The sequence below is a fragment of the Promicromonospora sp. NPDC023987 genome (assembly GCF_040639055.1).
Lineage (GTDB): Bacteria > Actinomycetota > Actinomycetes > Actinomycetales > Cellulomonadaceae > Promicromonospora.
Genome location: NZ_JBEZZF010000011.1, coordinates 72,389 through 97,178, shown reverse-complemented (window position 1 = coordinate 97,178; position 24,790 = coordinate 72,389). Strand labels below are relative to the sequence as shown.

Below are 24,790 nucleotides of genomic sequence, written 5' to 3'. Positions count from 1 at the left end.
CTCGCATGGCGAAATTTGCTGCTACTCGTTGTCTCCACCAGTGCCGAGCGTAGCGTCAACCTGGTCGCCGTCCGCCAGGTCCTGGGCGTCCGGCCAGACCCAGTCGCGCACCTCGGGGATGTCGTCGCCGTGCTCACGGGTCCAGGCGCGGGCGCGCAGCCGGGCATCCTGCATGCGCTGGCGCAGCCCGGCGTGGGCGCTGCCCAGCGACGGGACCCGGTCGATGACATCGATCACCAGGTGGTACCGGTCGAGGTCGTTGAGCATGACCATGTCGAACGGCGTCGTCGTGGTGCCCTCCTCCTTGTACCCGCGCACGTGGATGTTCGGGTGGCCGGCGCGACGGTAGGTGAGGCGGTGGATGAGCCACGGGTACCCGTGGTACGCGAAGATGATCGGCTTGTCGGTCGTGAACAGGCCGTCGAACTCGCGGTGGGTCAGGCCGTGCGGATGCTCGGTCGCGTCCTGCAGCCGCATCAGGTCCACCACGTTCACCACGCGTACCTTGAGGTCGGGCAGCTCGCGGCGCAGGATGTCCGCCGCGGCGAGCGCCTCGAGGGTCGGTACGTCACCGGCGCAGCCCAGGACGACGTCCGGCTCCTCGCCCGGTGTCTCGGTGCCCGCCCAGTCCCAGATACCGAGGCCGCGCGTGCAGTGCGCGACGGCGGCCGGCATGTCGAGGAAGTTGGGCGTCGGCTGCTTGCCCGCGACCACGACGTTCACGTACTGGCGGCTGCGCAGGCAGTGGTCGTACGTGCTGAGCAGGGTGTTGGCGTCCGGCGGGAGGTAGACCCGCACTATCTCCGCCTTCTTGTTCATCACGTGGTCGATGAACCCGGGGTCCTGGTGGCTGAACCCGTTGTGGTCCTGCCGCCACACGTGGCTGGACAGCAGGTAGTTCAGGGACGCGATGGGCCGGCGCCACGGGATGTCGTTCGAGACCTTGAGCCACTTGGCGTGCTGGTTGAACATCGAGTCGATGATGTGGATGAACGCCTCGTAGCTCGTCAGCAGCCCGTGCCGCCCGGTCAGGAGGTAGCCCTCCAGCCAGCCCTGCACCTGGTGCTCGCTCAGCACCTCCATGACGCGGCCGGCGCGAGCCATGTGCTCGTCGACCTCCGGCCCGATGTACTCGGCGTTCCACTGCTTGTCGGTCGTGTCGTACACGGCCTGCAGGCGGTTCGACGCGACCTCGTCCGGCCCGAAGATCCGGAAGTTGTCCGGGTTCATCCGAATCACGTCGGTGAGCCACTGGCCCAGTACCCGCGGTGCCTCGGACTTCGTCCCGCCGGGTGCCGGGACGTCCACCGCGTACTTGCGGAAGTCGGGCAGCCGCAGGTCCTTGAGCAGCAGCCCGCCGTTCGCGTGCGGGTTGGCGCTCATCCGCAGCGACCCCTCCGGCGCCAGCTCGGTGATCTCGGGCAGCACGCGGCCGTCGTCGTCGAACAGCTCCTCGGGGCGGTACGACCTGAGCCACTCCTCGAGCACGTGCAGGTGCTCGTCGGTGTCGCGGGCGCTCGCGAGCGGCACCTGGTGCGCGCGCCACGACCCCGTCGTCTTCTTGCCGTCGATCTCGTCCGGCCCGCTCCATCCCTTGGGTGTGCGGAACACGATCATGGGCCAGGTCGGGCGGCTCAGATCGCCCTTCGCGGCACGTTCCTTGATCGTGGCGATCTCGTCGAGCACCTCGTCGAGCAGGGCCGCGAACCGGCGGTGCGTCTCGAGCGGCGGCTCGTCCTTGTCGTACCCGCCCTCGAAGAAGTACGGCTTGTGCCCGTAGCCGACCATGAGGTCCCTGAGCTCCTGCTCGGGGATGCGTGCCAGCACCGTCGGGTTGGCGATCTTGTAGCCGTTGAGGTGCAGGATCGGCAGCACGACGCCGTCCTGGGCCGGGTTGACGAACTTGTTCGAGTGCCAGGACGTGGCGAGCGGCCCGGTCTCGGCCTCGCCGTCGCCCACCACGGCCGCGACCAGCAGGTCGGGGTTGTCGAAGACGGCCCCGTAGGCGTGGCTCAGGGCGTAGCCGAGCTCACCGCCCTCGTGGATCGATCCCGGCGTCTCCGGGGCGACGTGGCTGGGGACGCCGCCGGGGAAGGAGAACTGCCGGAACAGGCGCTGCACACCCTCGGTGTCCTCGGTGATGTCGCTGTAGACCTCGGAGTACGTACCGTCCAGGTACGCCGAGGCGACCAGGCCCGGGCCGCCGTGGCCGGGGCCCGTGACGTAGACCGTGTCCTGCTGCCGCTCCTTGATCGCCCGGTTCAGGTGCGCGTACAGGAAGTTCAGTCCCGGCGTGGTGCCCCAGTGGCCCAGCAGCCGCGGCTTGACGTGGTCCGCGGTGAGCGGTTCGCGCAGCAGCGGGTTGTCGAGCAGGTAGATCTGGCCCACCGAGAGGTAGTTGGCGGCCCGCCACCACGCATCGAGACGTTCCAGGTCGGCGGCCTCCAGCTGGGCGACGCCGGTCGCGCGCCATCCGGTGGCGGGGGAGTCGGGGACTGTGGTCGTTGTCATCACTCACGCTCCTACCTGCACGTTACGTGCGGAATCGGTGCCGGGTTCGTTCCTTGTTCATTCGAACGCAGAACGGCTGGGCACGCGACACGTCCGCGGGCGGTTACCGTTGACTTCATGCCTGTCAGTGCCCCCAGCACATCCACGCAGACGGCGCCCGACGCCGATGCACGCCCCGAGCGCCGCACCTTCCTCCAGGTCGCCCGGCAGCCCCGCATGATCGGGCTGCTGCTGGTGTTCGTGCTGGCAGCGCTCGTGTGCGGCAGGCTGGGCAGCTGGCAGCTGGACCGCGCGTACGAGCGTGCGGAGCTGGCCGCACTGCAGGAGGCGGCCGAGGCCGCCGCCGAGGGACCGTCCTGGCTGGGCGACGTGCTCGCCCCGCAGGAGAGCTTTCCGGGCGAGCTCGTCGGCCGTGAGGTCCGGGTGTCCGGCGAGTTCGAGCCCACTGGTTCGCTGGTGGTGCCCGGCCGCGTCCTGGAGGGCCGCACCGGCTATCTCGTCCTGGCCCCCTTCCGGGTGTCCGACGACGGAGCGGGCGGCGAGTCCTGGGCCGACCTCTCCGGCGCGCCCGTGCTGGCGGTGGTCCAGGGCTGGGTGGAGACACCCGCCGACGCCGAGACGCTGACCCGCCCAGAGGGTGAGGTCACGGTGACGGGCTGGCTGCAGGCGGGCGAGGCGACGTCGGGCAGCGCTGCGGTGGTGGACGGGCAGACCGAGCAGATCGCCCTCAGCGCGCTCGTCAACGAGTGGGGCGGGCCCATCTACACGGGCTACCTCGTGGCGACCGGGGGCCCTGGTTCCCCGGAGAGCGGTGGAGTCGCCGCCCTGCCGCGACCCACCATCGACGGCGGCTCGGGCGCCAACCTGCAGAACATCTTCTACGCGCTGCAGTGGTGGCTGTTCGGCGGGTTCGCCGTCCTGCTGTGGATCCGCCTGGTGCGGGACGAGATGGCCGGAGGTCGTCGGGGCGGCGAGCCGACCGACGCCGACACGGGCATCGCGGGACTTCCGTCCGCCTGACCTGTCGACCCCTACGCGACGCACGGGATCATCGGCGTGTCGCGCGCGTCCCGTAGGGGTCGCTCGTCCGGGCCGTCCGGTTCAGCGGCCCAGGGACTCCAGCATGCGGCTCACGGCCTGCTCGAGGACCGGCCGCGGCATCGCGGCGTTGAACCGTACGAAACCGTGGCCCTCCTCACCGCACAGGCCGCCGTCGGTCAGGGCGACGCCCGCGTGCTCACGGAAGTGGTCCGCGACACCGGTGGCCGCTTCGGAAAGGTCCAGGCCCCGGCAGTCCAGCCAGGCCAGATAGGTGCCCTCCGGTGCGCGATAGCCGATCCCGGTCCCGTCGAGCAGCTCGCCCAGCCGGGTGAGGTTGCCGTGCAGGTAGGCGACCGTGTCGTCGAGCCAGTTCCGGCCCTCGGCGTACGCGACCCGGTTCGCCAGGACGCCGGGCGTCGACGCCCCGCCCTCGACGCGCCGGCCCACCTGGTTCCAGAGCTGCACGTCCGCGTCGTTGGACAGGACGATCTGCGCGCACTTGAGGCCGGGCAGGTTCCACGCCTTCGAGGCGGAGGTCGCGGTCAGGGTGTGGCCCGCCGTCGTCTCGTCGAGCGACGCGTACGGGACGTGCCGGTGCCCCGGATAGACGAGCGGCGCGTGGATCTCGTCGGAGAAGACCCGCCCGCCGTGGCGGTCCACCACCTCGGCTACCGCCAGCATCTCGTCGGGCTCCAGCACCCGGCCGATCGGGTTGTGCGGGTTGCAGAGCACCAGCAGGTGGCCGCCCGCGCGGTACGCGGCGTCGAGCGCGTCGAGATCATAGGTGTACCGGCCGTCGGCGTCGCGCAGCATCGGGACCTGGATGACCTCGCGGCCGAGCCCGCCGGGCAGCGTGAGGAACGGCATGTAGGCGGGAGTCGGCAGGATGATCGGCGAACCGGGGCGCGAGAACTGCGTGATGGTGTGCTCGAGCGCGGTCAGCACGTCGGACACGGGGCGCACCCGGTCCGGATCCACCTTCCACGAGTACCGGTCTGCGGCGAACGACACGTACGCCTCGACCATGCCGGTCACGAGGCTCGGCGGGAGGTAGCCGAACAGCCCGCGGTCCACGGCGTCGTGCAGCGCGGTGGCGATCGGGGGCGCGAGCGGGAAGTCCATCTCGGCGACCCAGGCCCCGATGGCGCCGGGGAAGGCCGTCCACTTGAGGCTGCCGTTGTCGCGGAGGCGGTCAGCGGTGAGGGCGTCGAAGGCATGAGCGGTCACGCTTGCATTGAACCAGGTGCGGCACGCCTCCGGCAGGGACGCCCAGGTGATGCGCAAGGATGGTCCGACGGTAGGCGCACCGGCTGATCAGCGGCCTGCGACGAGCGGTGAACCGAGAGGACGACGATGACTGACACCGGACCCTGGACCGGATCGGCCTGGTGGGGGCACCTGGTCCGCGCAGTGCCGCTCGCGGGGGAGGTCGCCGCAGGTGAGGTCGCGGCAGGGCTCGAGGCCGGCCTCGAGGCCGAGCTGATGACCGACGGTTTCGTGATGGAGCTGGTCTCCGCGGAGCTGATGGCGCGAGTACGAGCCGGTGACCCGGCCGCGCGGGAGGCGATGCGTGCGCTGGGCGCCGAGCTGGAAGCCGGGCCGCCGGTCGTCGGCGAGGACGTCATCAGCGCCTACCTGATCCACGTCCCGTCCCCCGGCGAGCAGGGCGGGGACCTCGCCGACACGCTGGGCCCGCGGGTGCGCGCCGCTCTCGACCAGGACCGCGACCACCGCAACGAACCGGCGGTCGCCACGTTCCTGGACCGGCTGCTCCAGGCGGTGCCCGCGCTGCGGCCGCTCGCGGACGTCGAGCGCTACGGATACCACGACGAGGTGCTGGCTCACCCGTTCCTCTGCGACGTCGCGGAGCGCCAGGTCGCGCTGCTCACCGGCGGGGCATCCCTGGAGATCGACGACGACTGGACCGACGACGAGCGGTCCACGGTCGTCCGGCTGTTCACCTCCGCGGACCCGGACCCCTCGGCGGAGGTACGAGCCGTGCTCGACTTCCTCGAGGCCGAGCTCGAGGCGGACGAAGCCGTCGACGACCTCATCGCCTCGGCGTTCCTCGAGATGCTGCCGGAGGACGACGAGCCGGGCACCGAGATCGTCGGGATGCTGGGCACCCGCCTGCGGGCGGAGCTGGACGCGCAGAGGCGTCAGCCCAGGTAGCGCGTCTCCAGTGCGGCGAGCTTCGCCTCGGCCTCGGTGTGGATCTTCTTCTCCAGCACGAACGACATCACCGGAACCACACCCGCGATCACCATCGTGATCAGGCGGCCGAACCCCCAGCGCATCTTCGACCACAGGTCAGCGACGGTGACCAGGTACGCCACGTAGATCCATCCGTGGGCGAACGGCACCCACGCGATGAACGGCATGACCCCGTCGACGTCGGTCAGCGCGCCCACGCCGTACTTGATGCCCAGCTCGACGCAGAGGATCAGCAGCATGACACCGGTGACGAGCGCCATGAAGCGGTAGCGGGCCATGGCGCCGCGGGCCTTGCGGATCGCGGTCGCGGCTGCCTCGGCGGAGATCTCGGGAGCGGTCTGAGGGGTACTCACAGTCATCGAGGATATGCCTTCTCCGGCGTGGGATCTGCCGCCGGGATAAAGCGTGGATCAATGTCAGTGGTCCTCCGTACCGTGGTGATCGTGCGCTCCCTCCCCTTCGCCGATCCCGGCACCCCGCCGCTGCGCGGTCCGTTCACCCTGCTCCTGTGGCTCGCCCGGAAGCAGGCACGTGTGGTGCTCGTGGCGGTGGCGTTCGGTGTGCTCGGTTTCACGTGCAGCGCCTTCCAGCCGTACCTGCTCGGACAGATCATCGACAGCGCGAGCACGTCAGGGCTGAGCCGCACCACCTGGACCTGGGCGGGCATCATGCTGGGCGTCGGGCTGGTCTGGATCGCGTCGAACGCGATCGGCCACCGGTGGGACATCACGGCGTGGATGCACGCGGCGTTCCGTACGTCCCAGCTCGTGACGCGCACCGTGTCTCGTTCGGGGCACAACATCACCAAGGAGCTGCCGACCGGCGAGGTGGTGTCGTCGGTGGCGAACGACACGATGCGCATCGGCGAGATCTTCGCCATCGCGGGGCAGACCATCGGCAGCATCGCCACCTACGGCATCGTGGTGGTGCTCATGCTCTCGCAGTCGGTCACGCTGGGCGTCGTCATCGCGCTCGGCCTCCCCGTCGTCGCCGCGATCCTGGCGCTGCTGGTCAAGCCGCTGCAGAAGCGGCAGAAGGACCAGCGCGACGCACAGGGCCGGCTCACCACCCTCGGCGCGGACACCGTCTCGGGGCTGCGGATCCTGCGGGGTATCGGGGGCGAGAAGGTCTTCACCGGCCGGTACCGGACGCAGTCGCAGAAGGTGCGTGCGGCCGGCGTCGAGGTGGCGGGCACCCAGTCGGTGCTGGACGCGCTGCAGATCCTGCTGCCCGGCCTCTTCATCGCGCTGGTCGTCTACCTCGGCGTGGTGGAGGCCATCGCCGGGCGCATCACGACGGGTCAGCTCGTCTCGTTCTACGGGTACGCAGCATTCCTGTCGTGGCCCGTGCACCTCCTCGTGCAGTCGGTCAACGTAGCGACCAAGGCGCACGTCGCGGCGGGCAAGGTGGTCAAGGTGCTGCAGGTCGTGCCGGCTACGGGCGCGGGCCCGTCGGTCGCGGTCATGCCGCCGGCCGGCGTCCCGCTGGTCGACCGGACGACCGGGGTCGTGCTCCAGCCCGGGCGGGTCGTCGCGCTGGTCAGCCCGGACCCGGACGAGTCGGCACAGGTCGCGGTCCGGATGGGCCGGTTCGACGACGACGCGGAGGCCGGAACGCCGGTCACGCTCGGCGGCGTCCGGCTGGCCGACCTCGACAAGCACGAGCTGCGCGACCGCATAGTGGTCGCGGACGCGACGCCGTCCTTGTTCTCCGGCCGGCTCGCGGGCGAGCTCGACGTGCGCGACTCCGCGGACCGGGAGGCGCTGCTGCGGGCCATGCACATCGCCGACGCGCACGACGTGCTGGACTCCCTGCCCGACGGGATCGAGGGCGAGATCCCGGAGAAGGGGCGCTCGCTGTCCGGCGGGCAGCGGCAGCGGGTGGCGCTGGCCCGGGCGCTGCTCACGGACCCGGAGATCCTGGTGCTGGTCGAGCCGACCTCGGCGGTCGACGCCCACACCGAGGCACGCATCGCAGAGCGGCTCACCGGGTGGCGCCGCGGCCGGACGACGCTGATCGTCACGGCGAGCCCGCTGGTGCTCGACCACGTGGACGACGTGATCTTCCTGGACGACGGGCGCGTGGTCACGCACGGGACGCACCGCGAGCTGCTGGACCTGCCCACCACCGCCGACGGCGGGCGCGAGGCCGCCCGGTACCGGCGGGTGGTCGGCCGTTCGCTGGACGAGGACCTCGACGCCGAGCTCGACGAGCTGCTGGGCGCGACCAAGGCGCCGGAGGGAGACAAGGCATGAGCACGGAGAAGATCCTGCCGATCGCCGATGCGGCCGACACGTGGCAGTACACGCGCAAGATGCTCGGGCGGCACCGGGCGCCCCTGATCGTCATCACCGTGGCCAACACGGTGGCGGCGATGGCGGGCCTGGCCGGACCGCTCGTGCTCGGCAAGCTCGTCGACGCCGTCACGGCGGGCACCACCCTGGAGGTGGCGCGGAACCTGGTGCTCGTGGCGGTCGCCGCGGTGGTGGTACAGGCGCTGATCACCCGCTTCGCGCAGCGGCGCGCCATGGTGTTCGGCGAGACGGTGTTCGCGGACATGCGCGAGGAGTTCGTCGAGACGGTCACCTCCCTGCCGCTGTCGACGGTGGAGACCGCAGGCACCGGTGACCTGATCGCCCGCACGACCCGCGACGTCAACCGCATCCAGAACGCCGTGCGCTTCGGTGTGCCGCGCCTGGTGATCGCGGTGGTCACCCTGGTGCTGACGATCGTGTTCAGCCTGATCGTATCCCCGCTGGTGGCGCTCGGGATGTTCGTCGGCGTGCCGGTGCTCGTCGTGGTGGCGCGCTGGTACCTGAAGCGGGCCACCCCCGCCTACCAGCGGGAGTCCGCGGCCTACGCGCGGCTCGACGGCACCGTCACCGAGTCGGTCGAGGGCGCGCGCACCATCGACGCGCTCAAGATCGGCCGGCGCCGGACGACGCGCGGCGACGACGACCTCCACGAGGCGTTCGAGGCAGAGGTCGGCACGCTCAACCTGCGGACCGTGCTGTTCCCCGGAGTGGACTTCGCCTTCATGCTCGCGCCGATCTCGGTGCTGGTCTGGGGCGGGTTCCTGGCCTCGGAGGGCACCGTGACGATCGGCGCGGTCGCGACGATCGTCATGTACACCTACCAGCTGCAGGGCCCGGTCTGGGAGCTCATCTTCTGGCTCGACGAGATCCAGGTGGCCGCGACGTCCCTGTCCCGCATCATCGGTGTCCGGCTGGTGCCGATGGACCGTACGGCGAGCGACGCCGTGCCCGCCGACGAGGAGGTGCGCGGCACCGACGTCCGCTATGCCTACCGGGCGGGTACCGACGTGCTGCACGGCATCGACCTCGATCTCAGGGTGGGGGAGCGGCTGGCGATCGTCGGTCCGTCGGGATCCGGCAAGTCGACCCTCGGCCGCATGCTGGCCGGCATCCACCCGCCCACCGGCGGCGAGGTGAAGGTCGGTGGCGTGCCGCTGGTGGACCTGCCGTTGGAAGACCTGCGCAAGCACGTGGCACTCGTGACCCAGGAGCACCACGTGTTCGTGGGATCGCTGGCCGAGAACCTGCGGCTCGCCAAGATCGAGGCGAGCGACGACGAGCTGATGGACGCACTGCGGGCCGTGGACGCGCACGGCTGGGTCGACGCGCTCGACGACGGCCTGGCCACGGAGGTCGGCTCGGGCGGCTACAAGCTCACTCCGGCGCAGGCGCAGCAGGTGGCGCTCGCGCGGCTGGTGCTGCTCGACCCGCACACGCTCGTCCTCGACGAGGCGACGTCGCTGCTGGACCCGCGCGCCGCCCGGCACCTGGAGCGCTCGCTCAACGCGGTGCTCGACGGGCGCACGGTGGTGGCCATCGCGCACCGCCTGCACACCGCGCACGACGCCGACCGGGTGGCGGTGCTCGACGGCGGCCGCATCACCGAGATCGGCCCGCACGACGAGCTGGTCGCGGCGGGTGGTGAGTACGCGAAGCTCTGGCGCAGCTGGCAGCACGAATAGCTGATCCTGCAGGAATAGGTGCCCGCCTTGGGCGCCGTAGACGAGCCTGTCGGTCAAAGCTGGCTGTTGCGTATATGCAATGGCGACTGGACTGGTATGAGGTCGTTTACCAGGGGATGATCCTCCAGTGAACCGGGGAGCATCTGACGCTGGCGACTTCGCTCTGCACGCCTGGGTGGACGAGTCGATGCGGGGCCCATCCGACTCTGGGACAGGGATGTACTTCATGGCCGCGGTCGTGGCTGACCCGGAGGCATGCGAGGAGACTCGCGACAGCCTCCGCGCCTTGCGCTCCGGGAAGGCGAAGAGGCTCCACTGGCGGCACGAGAGCGAGGCTCGTCAGGAGAAGATCGCAGCGCTCATCGCCGAGCTGGATGCATGGAGCATCGTTGTGGTGGGGATGCCCCTGGATTCCAAGCGGCAGGAGCGCGCGAGGCGTCAGTGCATGGAGCGCTTGCTCTTTGAGCTCGACCAGATCGGAGTGACGGCGGTCCATCTTGAGTCGCGCCATGCGGCACTGAACAAGAAGGACAAGACGATGGCGGCGGCCCTCTATAGCAAGACCGTCATCTCGGCTGCGCTCCGCGTCGACTTCGCTCTGCCTCACGAGGAACCGATGCTGTGGGTTCCGGACGCCGTCGCCGGCATCGTCAATGCCGCTCGATCTGGTGGCGTTGACGCGCTACGGCTGATCCTTGGAACAGCGATACGCGAGATCGACATCGAGATCCTCTAGAAAAACGCGATGCCGGGCTCCTGACGTCCATCAGGGGGTCCCGGCCTCACTTCCTCGCACCCCTTGGGGGGAGGCTGCTCCGAGATTAACACGGGGCTTGGACGATGTCTCGGCTGGGTGCCAGGTTCTGGCGCAGCTGGCAGCACGAATAGCTCACGGTGTCCAGGGCAGAGGTGCCCCGAAAATATCGGTGCGTGCGGCTCGGCGGTGTGGGACCTTCGCCTCGGTCGACCTCGGCGAGACGAAGTCGACGTCCACGAGAGGAAGACGCATGAGGCGAACGTCGGGTCGGGTTGTCGCGCTGCTGGTGACGGGGGTGTTCGCGCTGGGCGCCTGCACCGGTACGCCGGAGGACGGGGCGGCAGGCGATGCTCCCGCGGAGGGCGGTGCGGTCGCGGGCGGTGAGGCGGCGGCTCCCGTCGAGGCGACTGGCTCGGCGCGGACGGTCACCGGGTCGATGGCGGAGACGACGTCGGACATCCCCGACGGCGCGGGCGTGCAGGGTACGGTCACGATCACGCTGCGGTCGGTGGAGGTGTCCGAGCAGACCATGACGGTCCGCTGGGCCACGCGCTGGGACGGCGAGGACGCCGAGCCGGACGCCGTCCTCTCGTACTACGACATGGGTCTCGGGACGGCGGCGACCGTGATCGACGCGACCAACCTGAAGGTGTACCGGCCGTTCTGCACCAACGGCTCGTGGAAGGGCGACGGCACGGACCCGATCCTGTGCGAGGACTCGATGGTCTCGTCGGTCCGCGACGTGGTCGCCGCCAAGCTGCCCAATCACGGCACGGTCGAGGGCTGGGCATCGCTGCCCGCACCCGAGGGCAAGCCCGCGAAGGTCGACGTCATGCCGATCGAGGGGCTGCCCGGCTTCACCCAGGCGGACGTGACCTACCTGGACGGCGATTCGTGACGCTCGCTTCCGGTGCGCTGATGGTGGCGCTCGCCGTCGGAGGTCTGGCCGTGGGCGCCGAGAGCTCGCCGTCGGCGGAGCCCTCACCTGATCCGGCGCTCATGGCGGAGATCGCCGAGGAACAGCAGGCGGACCTGGAACGGCTGGAGTCGGTGACGGTCACGGACACCATGCGGGCCGATGCCACCTTCGACCTGCGGCCCGACGGCTCGCGGTGGGACCTGGTGCCCGCGGACGCCACCTGGGACCTGCGGCCCGACGACTCCACCACGCCGTTGGAGACCGTGGTCGAGAAGGACGAGTCGACGACGGTCCGGCTGACGTCCGACCTGCTCTTCCAGTTCGGCGAGCACGAGGTCACGAAGGCTGCCGACGCGGCGATCCGTGACCTGCTCGACGACGTCCCCCGGGACGCGAAGGTCGCGGTGGACGGCCATACCGACTCGATCGGTGACGACGCGTCCAACGACGAGCTCTCGCAGCGGCGGGCGGACGCCGTGGCGGGCATCCTCCGGGACGCCCGCCCGGACTTGCGGCTCACCGTGGAGGGCCACGGCGAGCAGCAGCCGATCGCGGAGAACGAGGTCGACGGCAAGGACAACCCGGCGGGTCGCGCCAAGAACCGGCGCGTCGAGGTCAGCTACACGGGGACCGTTGGCTGAGCACTACCCGCCGGATGCCCGCCAGCCCAGTCCTGCCGAGATCCGGGCCGCGGCGTCGTGCACGACGGGGGCGAGCGTCTCGAGCCGTTCGGGCGGCATGTAGGGCCGGGTCGCCGTGACGCTGATGGCCGCGACGATCGAGCCGGAGGGGCCACGGACCGGTGCGGCGACACAAAGGATGCCCGGCTCGTTCTCCTCCAGGTCGAACGCCACTCCCCGGCCCGCTGAAGCCTGCATGACCTGGACGAACGCGTCGACGGTCAGGACGTCCTGCGCGAGGCCGTGCCCGGCCGCCGCCGGCCGCTCGGCAAGGAACCGCTCGCTCCAGCGCCCGGGGCTGTCCAGGAGCAGCGCCTTGCCGATCCCCGTCCGGGTCAGCGGCATGCGGTGCCCGACCTGCGACCGCATCACGGCGCCGCGGGTCCCCGGGATCTTGTCGAGATAGAGCACCTGGCCCCGGTCCTCGATGGCGAGGTGGACCGTGTCGTGCACACGCTCGGCGAGCGCACGCAGCACGGGTGCCGCGATGGCGGTCACCGGGTTCTCCTGCAGCGCCTGGTAGCCGAGCTCGATCAGGGCGGGCCCGAGCGCGTACGCGCCGTCGTCGAGCTGGCGCAGGTAACCGGTGGCGAGGAGCAGCTGGAGCAGGCGGTGGGTGGTGCTGCGACCGACGCCGATCTCCTCCGCGATGTCGCGCAGGCGGGTCCTGCCCCTGGCGACGGCGTTGACCACGGCGATGCCCCGGGCGAGCGTCTGCGTACCAGGGGGCCCGGCGGAGGGGTCGGTCATCGCGCCAGGCTATCCCGATAATAGGGACGTGGTTCGGATAGTCGGGATGCCGCTTCTATCGTCCGAGGCATGGCTGACGACGCACAGGAGCGCGATGCCGCGCTCGTGGCCCTCGACTGGGGCACCACGACGTTCCGAGCCTGGCTCCTGAGCGGCACCGGCTCGGTCCTCGGCCAGGTCCGCACGGACGACGGCGCTCTCACGGTCTCAGGGCGAGCCGACTCGGCCCGCGAGCGAGCTACCGCGTTCGAGCGGACGTTCACGCGGCTGTGCCGCCCGTGGCTAGACGAGCACCCCGGCGTGCCGGTGCTGTGCGCAGGCATGGCCGGCTCGAACCACGGCTGGGCCGAGGCCGGGTACCTCGACGTCCCGGCGGACCTCGGCGGGCTCGCCGAGCGGCTGACCGTCGTGCCCGCCGGCGACTCCGTAGTCCACCTCGTGCCCGGGCTGCGAGCCACGGGCGCGGACCCCGACGTGATGCGCGGCGAGGAGGTCCAGCTCGCCGGGGCGCTCGCCGTGCTGGCCGACCGGCCCGAGACCGTTGTGCTGCCGGGCACCCACTCCAAGTGGGTGCGCCTCGACGGCAGCCGGGTCACCGGCTTCACCACCGCGATGACCGGCGAGCTCTACGGCCTGCTGATGCGGGACAGCATCCTCGCGCGGCTCGCGACGGGCGAGCCGGGCACCGAGGTCTCGGCGGCTTTCGGGCGCGGGCTCGAGACGGAGGTCGCCCAGGGGGACGACCGTGGTCTGCCCGCCCTGCTCTTCACGGCACGACCCCTCGTCCTCGCCGGCCGGCTCGATCCCACCGAGGTGGCCGACTACGTCTCGGGCCTGCTCATCGGCGCCGAGGTGCGGCACGCGCTGCGCGGCAGCCCGGCCGCCGTCGTCGCGCTGTGCGGGCCGCCGGCGACCGCGCACCGCTACCGCTTCGCGCTGGAGCGCAGCGGCGCGTCGGTCCGCACAGTTGGAGAGGACGCCGCCGCCCACGGGCTGTGGCGCGTCGCCCTCGATGCCGGTCTGGCACCGGCCGCGCCCGGCTCGGCCACCACGCAGATCACCGCGGCCACCGCGGCCACCGAGGAGCAGCCCGCATGACTTCCCGACCCACCGGCCTCGTGGCCATCCTGCGCGGGGTCACACCCGCCGACGCCGTCGACGTGGCACAGGTGATCTTCGACGCCGGGTTCGACGCCGTCGAGGTGCCCTACAACTCGCCGGACCCCCTGGAGTCCATCCGGCGGATCCGTGCGGCAGGGCCACCCGAGCGCCGCGTGGGGGCTGGCACGGTCCTCACCCCGGACGACGTCCGCCGGGCCGCCGACGCCGGGGCCTCGCTCATCGTCTCGCCGAACACCCGGGCCGACGTCGTCGCGGAGACGGTGCGGCTCGGCCTGGCGAGCTACCCCGGGGCGGCGACGCCGACCGAGGCGTTCACGGCCCTGGACGCGGGTGCACGCGCGATCAAGCTCTTCCCGAGCACGGCCGTCGGCACCGACGGGATGCGGGCCTGGGCCAGCGTGCTGCCACCCGGGACGGAGCTCGTGCCCGTCGGCGGCGTCGACGCCACCAACCTCGCCGACTGGGCCCGCGCGGGGGCGGCCGGGGCCGGGGTCGGCACGTCGCTCTACCGCCCGGGCGACAGGCCGGAGGCGGTCGGTGCCAGAGCGGCCGAGCTCGTCCGCATCTGGCACACCGACGTCAGGAGCACGCCGTGAAGATCACCTCGATGACGACCTTCGCCCTGCCGCCGCGGTGGCTCTTCCTCAAGATCGAGACCGACACGGGGATCGTCGGCTGGGGCGAGCCGGTCCTCGAGGGCCGGGCGGCCAGCGTCGCGGCGGCCGTCGAGGAGCTGTCCGACTACCTGATCGGCAAGGACCCCCGCCGGATCGAGGACCACTGGACGGTCCTGTACCGCGCCGGGTTCTACCGCGGCGGCGGGATCCACATGAGCGCGCTCGCCGGTATCGACCAGGCGCTCTGGGACATCAAGGGCAGGGCGCTCGGGGTGCCGGTCCACGAGCTCCTCGGCGGTCAGGTGCGCGATCGCATCAAGGTCTACTCGTGGATCGGCGGCGACCGCCCGGCCGAGACCGCGGCGCAGGCGAAGGCGGCCGTCGAGCGAGGCTTCTCCGCGGTCAAGATGAACGGACCCGAGGAGCTGCAGTACGTCGACTCGCGCGACAAGGTCGAAAAGGTGGTCGCCAACGTCGCCGCTGTGCGGGAGGCCGTCGGACCGAACATCGGCATCGGCGTGGACTTCCACGGCCGCGTGCACCGGCCCATGGCCCGGGTGCTCCTCGACGCGCTGCGGCCCTACCACCTGATGTTCGTCGAGGAGCCCGTGCTGTCCGAGCACGTCGACGGCATCGCCGACGTGCTCCGGAACTCCGCCACCCCGATCGCGCTGGGCGAGCGCCTCTACTCCCGGTGGGACTTCAAGGACGTCATCACCTCGGGCGTCGTCGACATCATCCAGCCCGACCTCTCCCACGCGGGCGGCATCACCGAGGTCCGCAAGATCGCGGCGATGGCAGAGGCCTACGACATCGCGGTCGCCCCGCACTGCCCGCTCGGGCCGGTCGCCCTCGCCGCGTGCCTGCAGCTCGACGCCGTCGCCTACAACGCCGTGATCCAGGAGCAGAGCCTCGGCATCCACTACAACACCTCGAACGACCTCCTGGACTACATCGCCGACCCCACGGTCTTCGCCTACGAGGACGGCTCCGTCGCGATCCCGCAAGGCCCCGGCCTCGGGATCGAGGTCAACGAGGAGTACGTCCGTGAGCGCGCTGCCGAGGGGCACCGCTGGCGCAACCCGGTCTGGCGGCACGACGACGGTTCGTTCGCCGAGTGGTGAGCCGTCCGGTCCTCGTCCGGCGGGCCGACGGCGGGGTGCGCGAAGTTACACGGCCGTGGAGCGCCCGGCCGCCGTCGGACCCATAGACTTGCCGGGTGTCGTCCACTGCCCCTGACAGCCAGCCCCAGACCCCCCGACCGGTCATCGTCGTCGACTTCGGCGCGCAGTACGCCCAGCTGATCGCGCGCCGGGTGCGCGAGGCGAAGGTGTACTCGGAGATCGTGCCGCACACCTGGAGCGTCGAGCAGATGCTCGCCAAGGACCCCGCGGCCATCATCCTGTCCGGCGGACCCTCCTCCGTGTACGCGACGGGCGCCCCGTTCGTGGATCCGAAGCTGTTCGAGGCCGGCGTCCCGGTCCTGGGCATCTGCTACGGGTTCCAGGCCATGGCGCAGGCGCTGGGCGGCGAGGTAGCGCAGACCGGGCTGAGCGAGTACGGCGGCACGGAGGTCGAGGTGTGCGCCTCCGGCATGCTGCTCGCCGACACCCCTGAGCACCAGACCGCGTGGATGAGCCACGGCGACGCCGTGCACAAGGCGCCGGTCGGGTTCGAGGTGCTCGCGACGTCGGACGGCTCGCCCGTCGCCGCGTTCGAGGACACGCACCGCCGGCTGTTCGGCGTGCAGTGGCACCCCGAGGTGCGGCACTCCGCGCACGGCCAGCAGGTGCTCGAGCACTTCCTCTACGAGGGCGCGGGCCTCGCACCCGACTGGACCCCCGACAACGTCATCGCCGACCAGGTCGCCGCCATCAAGGCGCAGATCGGCAGCTCCCGCGTCATCTGCGCGCTGTCCGGCGGCGTCGACTCCGCCGTCGCGGCCGCGCTCGTGCAGCGGGCCGTCGGTGACCAGCTCACCTGCGTGCACGTCGACCACGGCCTCATGCGGGCCGGCGAGGTCGAGCAGATCGAGAACGACTTCGTCGCCTCGACCGGCGTGAAGCTCATCATCCGCGACGAGAAGGAGCGCTTCCTCACGGCGCTCGCCGGCGTCAGCGACCCGGAGACCAAGCGCAAGATCATCGGCCGCGAGTTCATCCGGGTGTTCGAGGACGCACAGCGGGACATCATCGAAGAAGCAGGGGAGGCCGGGGAAGAAGTCAAGTTCCTCGTGCAGGGCACGCTGTACCCCGACGTCGTGGAGTCCGGCGGTGGCGAGGGCGCCGCCAACATCAAGAGCCACCACAACGTGGGCGGCCTGCCCGACGACCTCGACTTCTCCCTGGTGGAGCCCCTGCGCACCCTGTTCAAGGACGAGGTCCGCGCGGTCGGCCGCGAGCTCGGGGTGCCCGAGGAGATCGTCTCGCGCCAGCCGTTCCCCGGCCCCGGCCTGGGCATCCGGATCGTCGGCGAGATCACCGCCGACCGCCTGGAGATCCTGCGCCGCGCCGACGCCATCGCCCGCGAGGAGCTGACCAGGGCCGGCCTGGACAACGAGATCTGGCAGTGCCCCGTCGTGCTCCTCGCCGACGTCCGCTCGGTGGGCGTCCAGGGCGACGGCCGCACGTACGGGCACCCGATCGTGCTGCGCCCGGTCTCGTCCGAGGACGCGATGACCGCCGACTGGACCCGGCTGCCGTACGACGTGCTGTCGACCATCTCGACGCGCATCACCAACGAGGTCCGCGAGGTCAACCGCGTGGTGCTCGACGTGACGAGCAAGCCGCCGGGCACCATCGAGTGGGAGTGACCTCCTGCGGCCCCGTCCCTCTCCTGGGGCGGGGCCGCGGTGCTGTGCGGCGGAGGCTCGCCCCGCGAGTGCTCACCAGCTGATGAGGTGTGCCCAGGTCAGCCCGAGCATGGCGCCGAGCAGCATGTACGGACCGAAGGCGATGCCCGTTCTCCAGCCCGCGCGGCGTCCGAGCAGCAGGACTATCGCGACCACTCCGGCGACGATGTGCGCGGCGAAGACGCCGACCAGCAGGATGTACCAGGAGTGCCACGTCAGCAGCGCGCCGAGGCTCAGGGCGAGCTTGACGTCGCCGTACCCCAGGCCGCCGCGCGGGGCGATGAGGTAGAGCACCTGGTAGACGGCGAAGAACGCGAGCGCCCCCAGGGCCGCCCGCCCGAGCGAACCCCAGGCGCCGGTGCCCAGGGCCGCCAGCGTGAGCAGGACCGCCGTCGCCCAGGTCAGAGGGAAGACCAGCGCGTTCGGCAGCCGGTGGGTGCGTGCGTCGATCACGGCGAGCGCCGCGCCCGCGACGGCCAGCACCAGGTACGCCGGCGTCAGCCAGCCCAGGCCGCTCGCCCAGACGGCCCAGCCGGCGGCCGGCATCGCGGCGAGGCCGATGGCCCGTGCGTACGGCCGCACCTCGGCCCGGGCGCGTCCGTACTGGCGGACGACGAAAGGCTCGGCCGGCGTCGTCGCACCGCTGGTAGCCGGGTCGGAAGGGCTCACCGGGCGAGGCTATCGGCGGCCCCCGCTGACCGCACCACAACAGCGGTCGCCGAGCGGCGTCGATCTATCCCCTTCGAGGCCTAAGTTTCTTCGCTTTCAGCCGCCTCAAAGACGAGGAACTTAGGCCTCGAAGGAGAGGTACGCGACAGGAGGCCACATCCGGGAGGGGAACTACCCCCGGCCCGCGGCAGTCAGGGCCGCCGCCTCCTCGTACGCCCGCTCCGTCGCCGTCAGCACCTCCGGCCACGTCATGCCCGACGGCGGCGTCGCCGCTCGCTCCAGCAGGTCGTCCAGTAGGGCGGGGTCGGTCGCGAGCCGCACGAACGCCGAGGCCAGCGCGTCGTCGTCGGGCACCACGAGGCCGGTGGCGCCGTCGACCACTCGCTCGGCCACGCCCGAACCCGAGCGGGTCACCACGGTGAGCCCAGCGGCCTGCGCCTCGAGCGCGGCGAGGCCGAAGGCCTCTGCCACGGCGGGCGCGGCGAAGACATCGGCCCGCGCGTAGAGCCGCTTGAGCTCGGTCGCGGTGAGCCGCCCGGGCAGGGAGACGACGTCGCGCAGCCCGCGCTCCACGACGAACCGCCGTGTGGCCGCGCGCTCAGGACCGTCGCCGGCGAGCGTCACGAACAGTGCGCCGTCGGGGAGTCTGGCCGCGGCGTCGGCGGCCGCGGTGAGCAGCGGCAGCATCCGCTTGCGCGGCGCGAACCGGGCGGCGGACACCACGTGCACCGCCGAACCCTCCGGCCGTGCTCCGCGCTCGGTACGCGGTACCCGCCAGGCGTCCAGGTCGAGGCCGTTGGGCAGGATCGCCACGTCGCCCCGGCCTGCCTCGTCCGAGGCCAGGATCCGCCGCAGCGGCGCCGCCGTCAGCTCGCTCACCGCCGACCAGCGCACGGGCCAGCGCGACCAACGGAGCACCGCGTCGGTCGCCGCGAACACGCGCCAGGCGCCGCCCCACACGCTGTGCACGGTCAGCACGGCGGGGAGCCCCAGCCGGGTCACCGGTCGCAGCGCGGCCTGCGCGGTGGGGGCGAGCACTCCCATGTGCAGGTGCACGACGTCGGGCCGCTCACCCCGCGCGATCGCCTCCCGCAGACGCGCGGTCACGTGGGCGGTGGAGCGCGGGTGGACCGGCCAGCCGCCCGGCACCCGCGCGGCGATGCGGTGCACTGTCACACCCTTCTCGACGGCGGTGCTCACCCCGTGCGCGCCGGGGGCCGCCGGAGTGGTGGTGATGACCTCGACGTCGTGCCCGGCCGCCGCCTGCTGGAGGGCGAGGCGGCTCACCTGGGCCTCGATGCCGCCGAGCAGCGGAAGGTAGGTGTCCGACAGATGGGTGATCCGCACGCCGTCCATCTTCTCAGGCACTCACCGTCGAGGTCGGCAGAACGCATCGAGGTCGGTCCAGACCTGGACCGACCTCGATGCAATGTGCCGACCTCGCGCCGCGGCGACGGTTCAGCGCCGCCGGAGGCTGGAGATCACCGAACCGACGACGAGGATCACACCCGCCGTGCCGAGCAGCACGATCAGCGCGACGCCCAGGTCGAACAGCACGCCGACGGAGACCGCGAGGATCCCCAGGCCGACCGCGATCACGATCAGGCCCCACACCGCCGTCCCGACACGCGGCCCGCGCCGCACGGCCGCCGGCGCCGCCAGCTGCCCTGCCTGCACCTGCTGACCTGCCTGCACCTGCTGGACGGGCTGTGCCTGGGCCGACTGGGCTGCCTGGGCCGACTCGGTGCTGGTCGGCGCCGTGCCGGGCTCCGGGTCCGCCGCCGGGGTGGTCGCCTCGGGCGCCGGACCGCGCAGCGGGGCGAGCGGGTCGGAGTCGTCGGGCGCCGGAGCGTCCTGGACGGCGGCGTCCGCCGCCTCCTGCTCCTGTACCCGTGCCGCGGCGACGCCGTAGGCGGGGTGCACCTCTCCTTCGGCGGCGGAACCCTGGGGAATCCGCTGGGTGGCCTGGCTGATCTCCTGCGTCAACGGGGTCTCCGCGGACGGCAGCACCTCGGTGGTGTCCGGATCCTGCGTGGTCTTGTTGTCCATGGCTTCGCTCGTGTCCCGGCCCTCGGGCCGACTGGTGGTGTCGCTCTGGTTCTCTCGGTCGTTCGGGTGCTCGGTCATGGCGTGCTCCCTGACTTGATCTCGCTGACGATGACCTCGCCGGCCCCGGCCTCGATATCGAGGCTGAGCACGGCACCGTCGTCTCCTACCTCGTCGCTCGCGAAGTAGTTGTCGGAGCCGACGCCGCTCGCGGCGCGGCCCATGTCGTCGACGTTCCACTGGACGGCGCCGGCGGCGATGTAGGCGTTCGCCTCGACCGCCACGCCGGACGGCACCAGCACCTCGGTCATGCCCGCCCCGAGCTGGATGGGCACTACCACGGGGTTACCCGGTTCGACCTCGGACAGGTCGAGCTCGGAGAGGTCGATGACCGGGTCGCCCCAACGGATGTAGAAGCCGTTCTCCGCCTCACGCTGGGTCTGCACGGCCACGGTGCCCTCGGTGAGGGTGGCCGCGTCGGGGTCGTTGGGCTCGTTCACGTACTCCCCGATCTCGCGGCCGCTCGTCACGGCCTCGTCCACCCAGCGCGGACCCGCCGCACCGGCGACCGACACGTACGTGAGGCCGAACAGCATCGCCACGATCGCGAAGAACCCGAGCAGACCGCTCGAGCGGCCACGCATGGCCGAGACGAAGATCGCAATACCGAGCACCACGGTTCCGACACCCAGCCAGGCCGAGGCGAGCCCGGCGTCCCCGGGCAGCTCTCCGCCGAGGCGGTGCATGCCCAGCAGCAGGGCACCGGCCAGGAGGATCACTCCCATCGTGATCCCGACGACGGTGCCGCCCGGACCGCGGTGCGGGCGGACCGGAGGCGGGGTGTAGACCGGTTGCGGGGCCGGCGCCAGGGCCGGGGCAGGCCCGGACCGGTAGGGCGCCTGCTTCTGCCGGTGCGGGGCAGGGCCTGCGCCGGTCGCGTAGACCAGGCCGTCGGACCGGCGGTAGTCGACCGGCGGAGCGGGCGTGAATGGTGCCGGCGTTCCGCCGGGGTTCGGTACCCCGGGCATGGGCGTACCGGAAGCAGCGGGGCCCCCCGGGGTCGGCACCGTCGGAACCTGCGCGGGGACGGCGCCCGTGCGGCGGGCGGCGTTGTTCTCGCGCTGCCGCCGCACGCCCTGGACGATCAGGTAGACGACCCCGCCGACCACGGCCAGCCAGAAGAGGAAGTTCAGCAGCTGCAGCTCGGCGCCGCCCCACCCGCCCAGCGGGCCACCCCAGGCGAAGCCCATGAGGAACACGGCCACCGAACCGAGCATCGCCACGTCGAAGTTGCCGCGCGCCGCCTCCTGCAGGTGGATCCGGCCGTCACGCTCCGGGAGCAGGGCCCATGCCGCGCCGTACAGGATCAGGCCGATTCCGCCGAAGAAGATGCTCACGATCAGCAGGCCGCGCACCAGCAGCGGGTCCCAGCCCACCCGCTCGGCGAGACCGCCGGCGACGCCGCCCACCCAGCGCTGCTCGGAGCGCGGGAACAGGCCACGGCGGATCGATGCGAAGAAGCCGGACTCCGGGTAGGGCCGCTGTCCGGGTGGTACCGGTGCAGGATCGGCGGTCGGGCCGGTCGCTGGATCGGCAGCCGGCTCGAAGGCCGGGCCGGCGTGGTGGACGTCCGGGCCGACCGGCCCGGCGTTGGCCGGCCCGGCGTCGGCCGAGCCGCCTGGCTCACTCGTGGCGCCCTCTGGACGCGTCTCGTCGGTGCTCATGATGACAATGCTGGTCGACCGGCGCCAGATCCGGCATCGGGACCTGCCCTGAACCAACCCTGGTTAGCCCTGCGCGGGACCCTGAGATCCGGGCACAGCCGTGTTCAGGGGCCCTCGGGCATGTGACGATCGGGGTGTGAAGCAGAGACTCACCCTTCGCCGGCCCGCCGCGGCGGGACCGGGATACAGCGGCCGCTGGGTAGCGGGTGTCGCCGCCGGCCTCGCGGCCCACCTTGGCGTGCCCGTGTGGCTGGTCCGGGTCGTGTTCCTGATCCTCGTCTGGTTCGCCGGAGCCGGCCTGGTGGCCTACGTCTTCTGGTGGATCACCGTCCCCGCGGGCGTCCCCGCCGTGGCCGACGACGTCCTGCCCGCCGACCGCCGGCGCCTCGCCCCGCGCCTGACGACCGACGCTGACGCCGACGCCGGTGCCGCGGACCGGACGAGATCGCTCGCCGACCGGGTGCGACTCTCCGGACCGGTGTCCCGCCTCGCGGTCCGCGACATCTGGATCGGCGTGGTCCTGCTGTCGAGCGCCGCGCTCATGCTCGCGTTCCGCGCGGACTGGGACCCGGTCGCGTCGTGGGTGCTGCCCGCCCTCATCGGACTCGGTGGCGTCGCCCTGGCCTGGAGCCAGATCGACGCCACCGAGCGGGGCCGGTGGGTGGACGGCACCAGCACCGGCCTGCGCTCGCGCACCGCCCTGCTCCGCCTCGCCGGCGGCGTCGTGCTCACCATGCTCGGCGTCCTGATGCTGGTGGGCCAGGACACCCCCGCGAGCGTGCTGATGCAGGCCACCGTCGCGTCCATCGCCATGGTCGCGGGCATCGCGCTCGTCTCGCTGCCGTGGTGGTTCCGGCTGGTGCGCCAGCTCGGCGACGAGCGCGCCGCCCACGCCCGCGAGTCCGAGCGTGCCGACATCGCCGCCCACCTGCACGACTCCGTGCTCCAGACCCTCGCCCTGATCCGCGCACAGGCGTCCGACCCCGAGGCGGTGTCCCGCATGGCCCGCGCCCAGGAGCGCGAGCTGCGCGGCTGGCTCTACGACGACCGGCAGGAACCCGGCACCTCCGTGGCCGCAGAGCTCAAGGAGCTGGTCGCCGAGATCGAGGACGCCGTGGCGCCGCTCACCGTGGAGACCGTGGTGGTGGGCGACTGCCCGCCCACCGAGAGCACCTCGGCAATGCTGCAGGCGGCCCGCGAGGCGCTGCTCAACGCGTTCAAGCACGGCGCGCCGCCCGTGTCCGTATACCTTGAGGTCACTGACGCCGTGGCGGAGGTGTTCGTCCGCGACCGCGGCGACGGCTTCGACCTCGACGAGATCGCGCAGGACCGGTTCGGCGTCCGCGAGTCGATCCTCGGCCGGGTTCGCCGTCGCGGCGGCACCGCCGAGGTCGTGAGCAGGCCCGGCTGGGGTACCGAGGTGCGGCTCCGGATGCCGCTGGACAAGCCCGCGAACGGCGAGAAGAAGACCGACAAGAACGGCAGAGCGCGGGCCACGACGGCCCCCGGTACTGCGCCCACCACTGTGGAAGGTGCGACGAGATGACAACCCCCGCGACGCCGTCGGGCAGCACGCAGGGCACCGTGACCATCCCGGTGCCCGTGGTGCTCGTGGACGACCACCACCTGTTCCGCACCGGCGTGCGGGCCTCCCTGGACAACCGGGTGACCGTGGTGGGCGAGGCGTCCGACGTCGACACCGCCGTGGCACAGGTGCACCAGCACCGCCCTCCCGTCGTGCTGCTCGACGTGCACCTGCCCGGCGGTAACGGCGGCGGCGGCGCCGAGGTGGTGCAGCGCTGCGCCGACCTGCTCGCCGAGGGCGTGCGATTCCTCGCCCTCTCCGTCTCTGACGCCGCTGAGGACGTCGTCGCCGTCATCCGGGCAGGCGCTCGCGGCTATGTCACGAAGAACATCGCTCCGGCCGACCTGTCGTCGGCGGTGGTGCAGGTGGCCGGCGGCGACGCCGTCTTCTCGCCGCGGCTGGCCGGGTTCGTGCTGGACGCGTTCGGCGCGTCCGCGAACGACATCGCCGTGGCCGACGACGAGCTCGACCGCCTCTCGAAGCGCGAGCAGGAGGTGATGCGCCTCATCGCGCGCGGCTACTCGTACCGGGAGGTCGCGAGCGAGCTGTTCATCTCGATCAAGACCGTGGAGACGCACGTGAGCGCGGTGCTCCGCAAGCTCCAGCTCTCGTCCCGCTACGAGCTGACCCGCTGGGCGGTGGCGCGCAGGCTGCTCTGACCGGGACCTGGTCGGCTGAAGAGACTTTCCTTGCGCCCGCTTCATCCTGTATGTGAGTGTCGATCTCGACGGCCTGACGCCGAGATCCGCAGGGGGACACCGTGCCGAGCCGCATCGTTGCTGCTGTTGTAGCCGGTCAGCTGCTGCTCCTGGCCGGATGTACCGGCGGGCCATCGTCGCCCTCACCGTCCGCGGAGGGTTCGACGCCGGCGTCGCCTTCGGCCGAGGGCACGCCGACGCCGACCCCGGCGAGCCCGGAGCCGTCCGCGACCGCCTCGCGCACCCCCGACGAACAAGAACTGCTCGACCAGGTCCGTGCCGACGGCACCACCAGCGTCATCGTCGAGGTGTCCCTCGACGGGGCCGCCGAGCTGAACACCGCGGAGCGGCAGCGGCTCGTCGCCGAGGCCCAGGACGACCTGATCGCGGAGCTCGACCCCGCCCACGTGAGCGTGCAGACGCGCTTCAGGAACACCGCTCAGCTCACGCTCACCGTCGACGAGGACGGCCTGGTCGCTCTGTTCGACTCGTCGCGGGTGACCCGCGTCTGGGAGAACGAGTCGATCCCGCTCGAATGAATCAGCCTGCCCCGACCACCTTGCTCCATTGATCTGCACCGCACCCGGACAGAGGGAGATAGTCGAATGC

The 24,790-nt window shown here is 71.7% G+C and carries 22 protein-coding genes; 14 read left to right on the top strand and 8 right to left on the bottom strand.

Annotated features, from left to right (window positions below):
• Positions 1-21: 21 nt before the first annotated feature.
• Positions 22-2,511, bottom strand: a complete 2,490-nt coding sequence (locus AB0F40_RS07935; RefSeq protein ID WP_357465583.1) for a phosphoketolase family protein — start codon at positions 2,509-2,511, stop codon at positions 22-24.
• 117 nt (positions 2,512-2,628) lie between these two features.
• On the opposite strand from AB0F40_RS07935, the gene AB0F40_RS07930 reads away from it, so the two are divergent.
• Positions 2,629-3,531 (top strand): SURF1 family protein, encoded by a 903-nt coding sequence (locus tag AB0F40_RS07930; protein WP_357465582.1) that lies wholly within the window; start codon positions 2,629-2,631, stop codon positions 3,529-3,531.
• Between the two features lie 81 nt (positions 3,532-3,612).
• On the opposite strand, the gene AB0F40_RS07925 is transcribed toward AB0F40_RS07930, so the two are convergent.
• Positions 3,613-4,779 carry an aminotransferase class I/II-fold pyridoxal phosphate-dependent enzyme gene (locus AB0F40_RS07925; protein WP_357465581.1) on the bottom strand — a complete coding sequence of 389 codons (1,167 nt, stop codon included), beginning with the start codon at positions 4,777-4,779 and terminating at the stop codon, positions 3,613-3,615.
• Positions 4,780-4,905: 126 nt separating this feature from the next.
• Here AB0F40_RS07925 and AB0F40_RS07920 point away from each other — a divergent pair, with 126 nt between their 5' ends.
• A complete protein-coding gene (locus tag AB0F40_RS07920; RefSeq protein WP_357465580.1) occupies positions 4,906-5,724 on the top strand; it encodes a hypothetical protein in 819 nt (272 codons plus the stop codon).
• Here the strand turns inward: AB0F40_RS07920 and AB0F40_RS07915 are convergent.
• On the bottom strand, positions 5,712-6,119 hold the full coding sequence (locus tag AB0F40_RS07915; protein ID WP_357465579.1) for a DUF3817 domain-containing protein: 408 nt from the start codon (positions 6,117-6,119) through the stop codon (positions 5,712-5,714). The two genes, AB0F40_RS07920 and AB0F40_RS07915, sit on opposite strands and share 13 nt — an antisense overlap.
• 60 nt (positions 6,120-6,179) lie before the next feature.
• On the opposite strand from AB0F40_RS07915, the gene AB0F40_RS07910 reads away from it, so the two are divergent.
• From AB0F40_RS07910 to AB0F40_RS07890, 5 genes are all read left to right on the top strand, one after another.
• On the top strand, positions 6,180-8,021 hold the full coding sequence (locus tag AB0F40_RS07910) for an ABC transporter ATP-binding protein (protein WP_357465578.1): 1,842 nt from the start codon (positions 6,180-6,182) through the stop codon (positions 8,019-8,021).
• Positions 8,018-9,763: an ABC transporter ATP-binding protein gene (locus tag AB0F40_RS07905; protein ID WP_357465577.1), complete on the top strand. Its 1,746-nt coding sequence runs from the start codon at positions 8,018-8,020 to the stop codon at positions 9,761-9,763. Before AB0F40_RS07910 ends, AB0F40_RS07905 begins: the two co-directional genes overlap by 4 nt.
• 226 nt (positions 9,764-9,989) lie before the next feature.
• On the top strand, positions 9,990-10,499 hold the full coding sequence (locus AB0F40_RS07900; RefSeq protein ID WP_357465576.1) for a hypothetical protein: 510 nt from the start codon (positions 9,990-9,992) through the stop codon (positions 10,497-10,499).
• A gap of 271 nt (positions 10,500-10,770) precedes the next feature.
• Entirely contained in the window at positions 10,771-11,418 is a 648-nt protein-coding gene (locus AB0F40_RS07895; protein ID WP_357465575.1) for a hypothetical protein, read from the top strand.
• A complete protein-coding gene (locus AB0F40_RS07890; protein ID WP_357465574.1) occupies positions 11,415-12,080 on the top strand; it encodes an OmpA family protein in 666 nt (221 codons plus the stop codon). The genes AB0F40_RS07895 and AB0F40_RS07890 overlap by 4 nt, the downstream gene beginning before the upstream one ends.
• A gap of 3 nt (positions 12,081-12,083) precedes the next feature.
• Here the strand turns inward: AB0F40_RS07890 and AB0F40_RS07885 are convergent, their stop codons facing one another.
• Positions 12,084-12,869, bottom strand: a complete 786-nt coding sequence (locus AB0F40_RS07885) for an IclR family transcriptional regulator (protein ID WP_357465573.1) — start codon at positions 12,867-12,869, stop codon at positions 12,084-12,086.
• Between the two features lie 69 nt (positions 12,870-12,938).
• Between AB0F40_RS07885 and AB0F40_RS07880 the strand changes: the two genes are divergently transcribed.
• The 4 genes from AB0F40_RS07880 (at position 12,939) to guaA (ending at position 17,420) form a co-directional block, all read left to right on the top strand.
• A complete protein-coding gene (locus AB0F40_RS07880; protein WP_357465572.1) occupies positions 12,939-13,967 on the top strand; it encodes a 2-dehydro-3-deoxygalactonokinase in 1,029 nt (342 codons plus the stop codon).
• Positions 13,964-14,587: a 2-dehydro-3-deoxy-6-phosphogalactonate aldolase gene (locus tag AB0F40_RS07875; RefSeq protein ID WP_357465571.1), complete on the top strand. Its 624-nt coding sequence runs from the start codon at positions 13,964-13,966 to the stop codon at positions 14,585-14,587. Before AB0F40_RS07880 ends, AB0F40_RS07875 begins: the two co-directional genes overlap by 4 nt.
• Positions 14,584-15,732 (top strand): galactonate dehydratase, encoded by a 1,149-nt coding sequence (gene dgoD / locus AB0F40_RS07870; protein WP_357465570.1) that lies wholly within the window; start codon positions 14,584-14,586, stop codon positions 15,730-15,732. The genes AB0F40_RS07875 and dgoD overlap by 4 nt, the downstream gene beginning before the upstream one ends.
• A 95-nt stretch (positions 15,733-15,827) precedes the next feature.
• Positions 15,828-17,420: a glutamine-hydrolyzing GMP synthase gene (gene guaA, locus AB0F40_RS07865; protein ID WP_357465569.1), complete on the top strand. Its 1,593-nt coding sequence runs from the start codon at positions 15,828-15,830 to the stop codon at positions 17,418-17,420.
• 72 nt (positions 17,421-17,492) lie between these two features.
• Here the strand turns inward: guaA and AB0F40_RS07860 are convergent, their stop codons facing one another.
• The 4 genes from AB0F40_RS07860 to AB0F40_RS07845 all read right to left on the bottom strand — a co-directional run bounded on the left by AB0F40_RS07860 (position 17,493) and on the right by AB0F40_RS07845 (position 21,898).
• Positions 17,493-18,128, bottom strand: coding sequence for an A24 family peptidase (locus tag AB0F40_RS07860; RefSeq protein WP_357465568.1), 636 nt, complete (start codon positions 18,126-18,128; stop codon positions 17,493-17,495).
• A 171-nt stretch (positions 18,129-18,299) separates the two neighbouring features.
• Positions 18,300-19,475 carry a glycosyltransferase gene (locus AB0F40_RS07855; RefSeq protein WP_357465567.1) on the bottom strand — a complete coding sequence of 392 codons (1,176 nt, stop codon included), beginning with the start codon at positions 19,473-19,475 and terminating at the stop codon, positions 18,300-18,302.
• A gap of 111 nt (positions 19,476-19,586) precedes the next feature.
• On the bottom strand, positions 19,587-20,255 hold the full coding sequence (locus AB0F40_RS07850) for a hypothetical protein (protein WP_357465566.1): 669 nt from the start codon (positions 20,253-20,255) through the stop codon (positions 19,587-19,589).
• Positions 20,252-21,898, bottom strand: a complete 1,647-nt coding sequence (locus AB0F40_RS07845; protein WP_357465565.1) for a PspC domain-containing protein — start codon at positions 21,896-21,898, stop codon at positions 20,252-20,254. Before AB0F40_RS07845 ends, AB0F40_RS07850 begins: the two co-directional genes overlap by 4 nt.
• Before the next feature lie 136 nt (positions 21,899-22,034).
• Between AB0F40_RS07845 and AB0F40_RS07840 the strand changes: the two genes are divergently transcribed.
• The 3 genes from AB0F40_RS07840 (at position 22,035) to AB0F40_RS07830 (ending at position 24,720) form a co-directional block, all read left to right on the top strand.
• The gene (locus AB0F40_RS07840) at positions 22,035-23,444 is read left to right on the top strand and encodes a PspC domain-containing protein (RefSeq protein ID WP_357465564.1); all 1,410 of its coding nucleotides are present in this window, start codon (positions 22,035-22,037) and stop codon (positions 23,442-23,444) included.
• Complete coding sequence (locus AB0F40_RS07835) at positions 23,441-24,142, top strand: response regulator transcription factor (protein ID WP_357465563.1); 702 nt, start codon at positions 23,441-23,443, stop codon at positions 24,140-24,142. Before AB0F40_RS07840 ends, AB0F40_RS07835 begins: the two co-directional genes overlap by 4 nt.
• Positions 24,143-24,243: 101 nt before the next feature.
• The gene (locus tag AB0F40_RS07830) at positions 24,244-24,720 is read left to right on the top strand and encodes a hypothetical protein (protein WP_357465562.1); all 477 of its coding nucleotides are present in this window, start codon (positions 24,244-24,246) and stop codon (positions 24,718-24,720) included.
• Positions 24,721-24,790 lie beyond the last annotated feature (70 nt).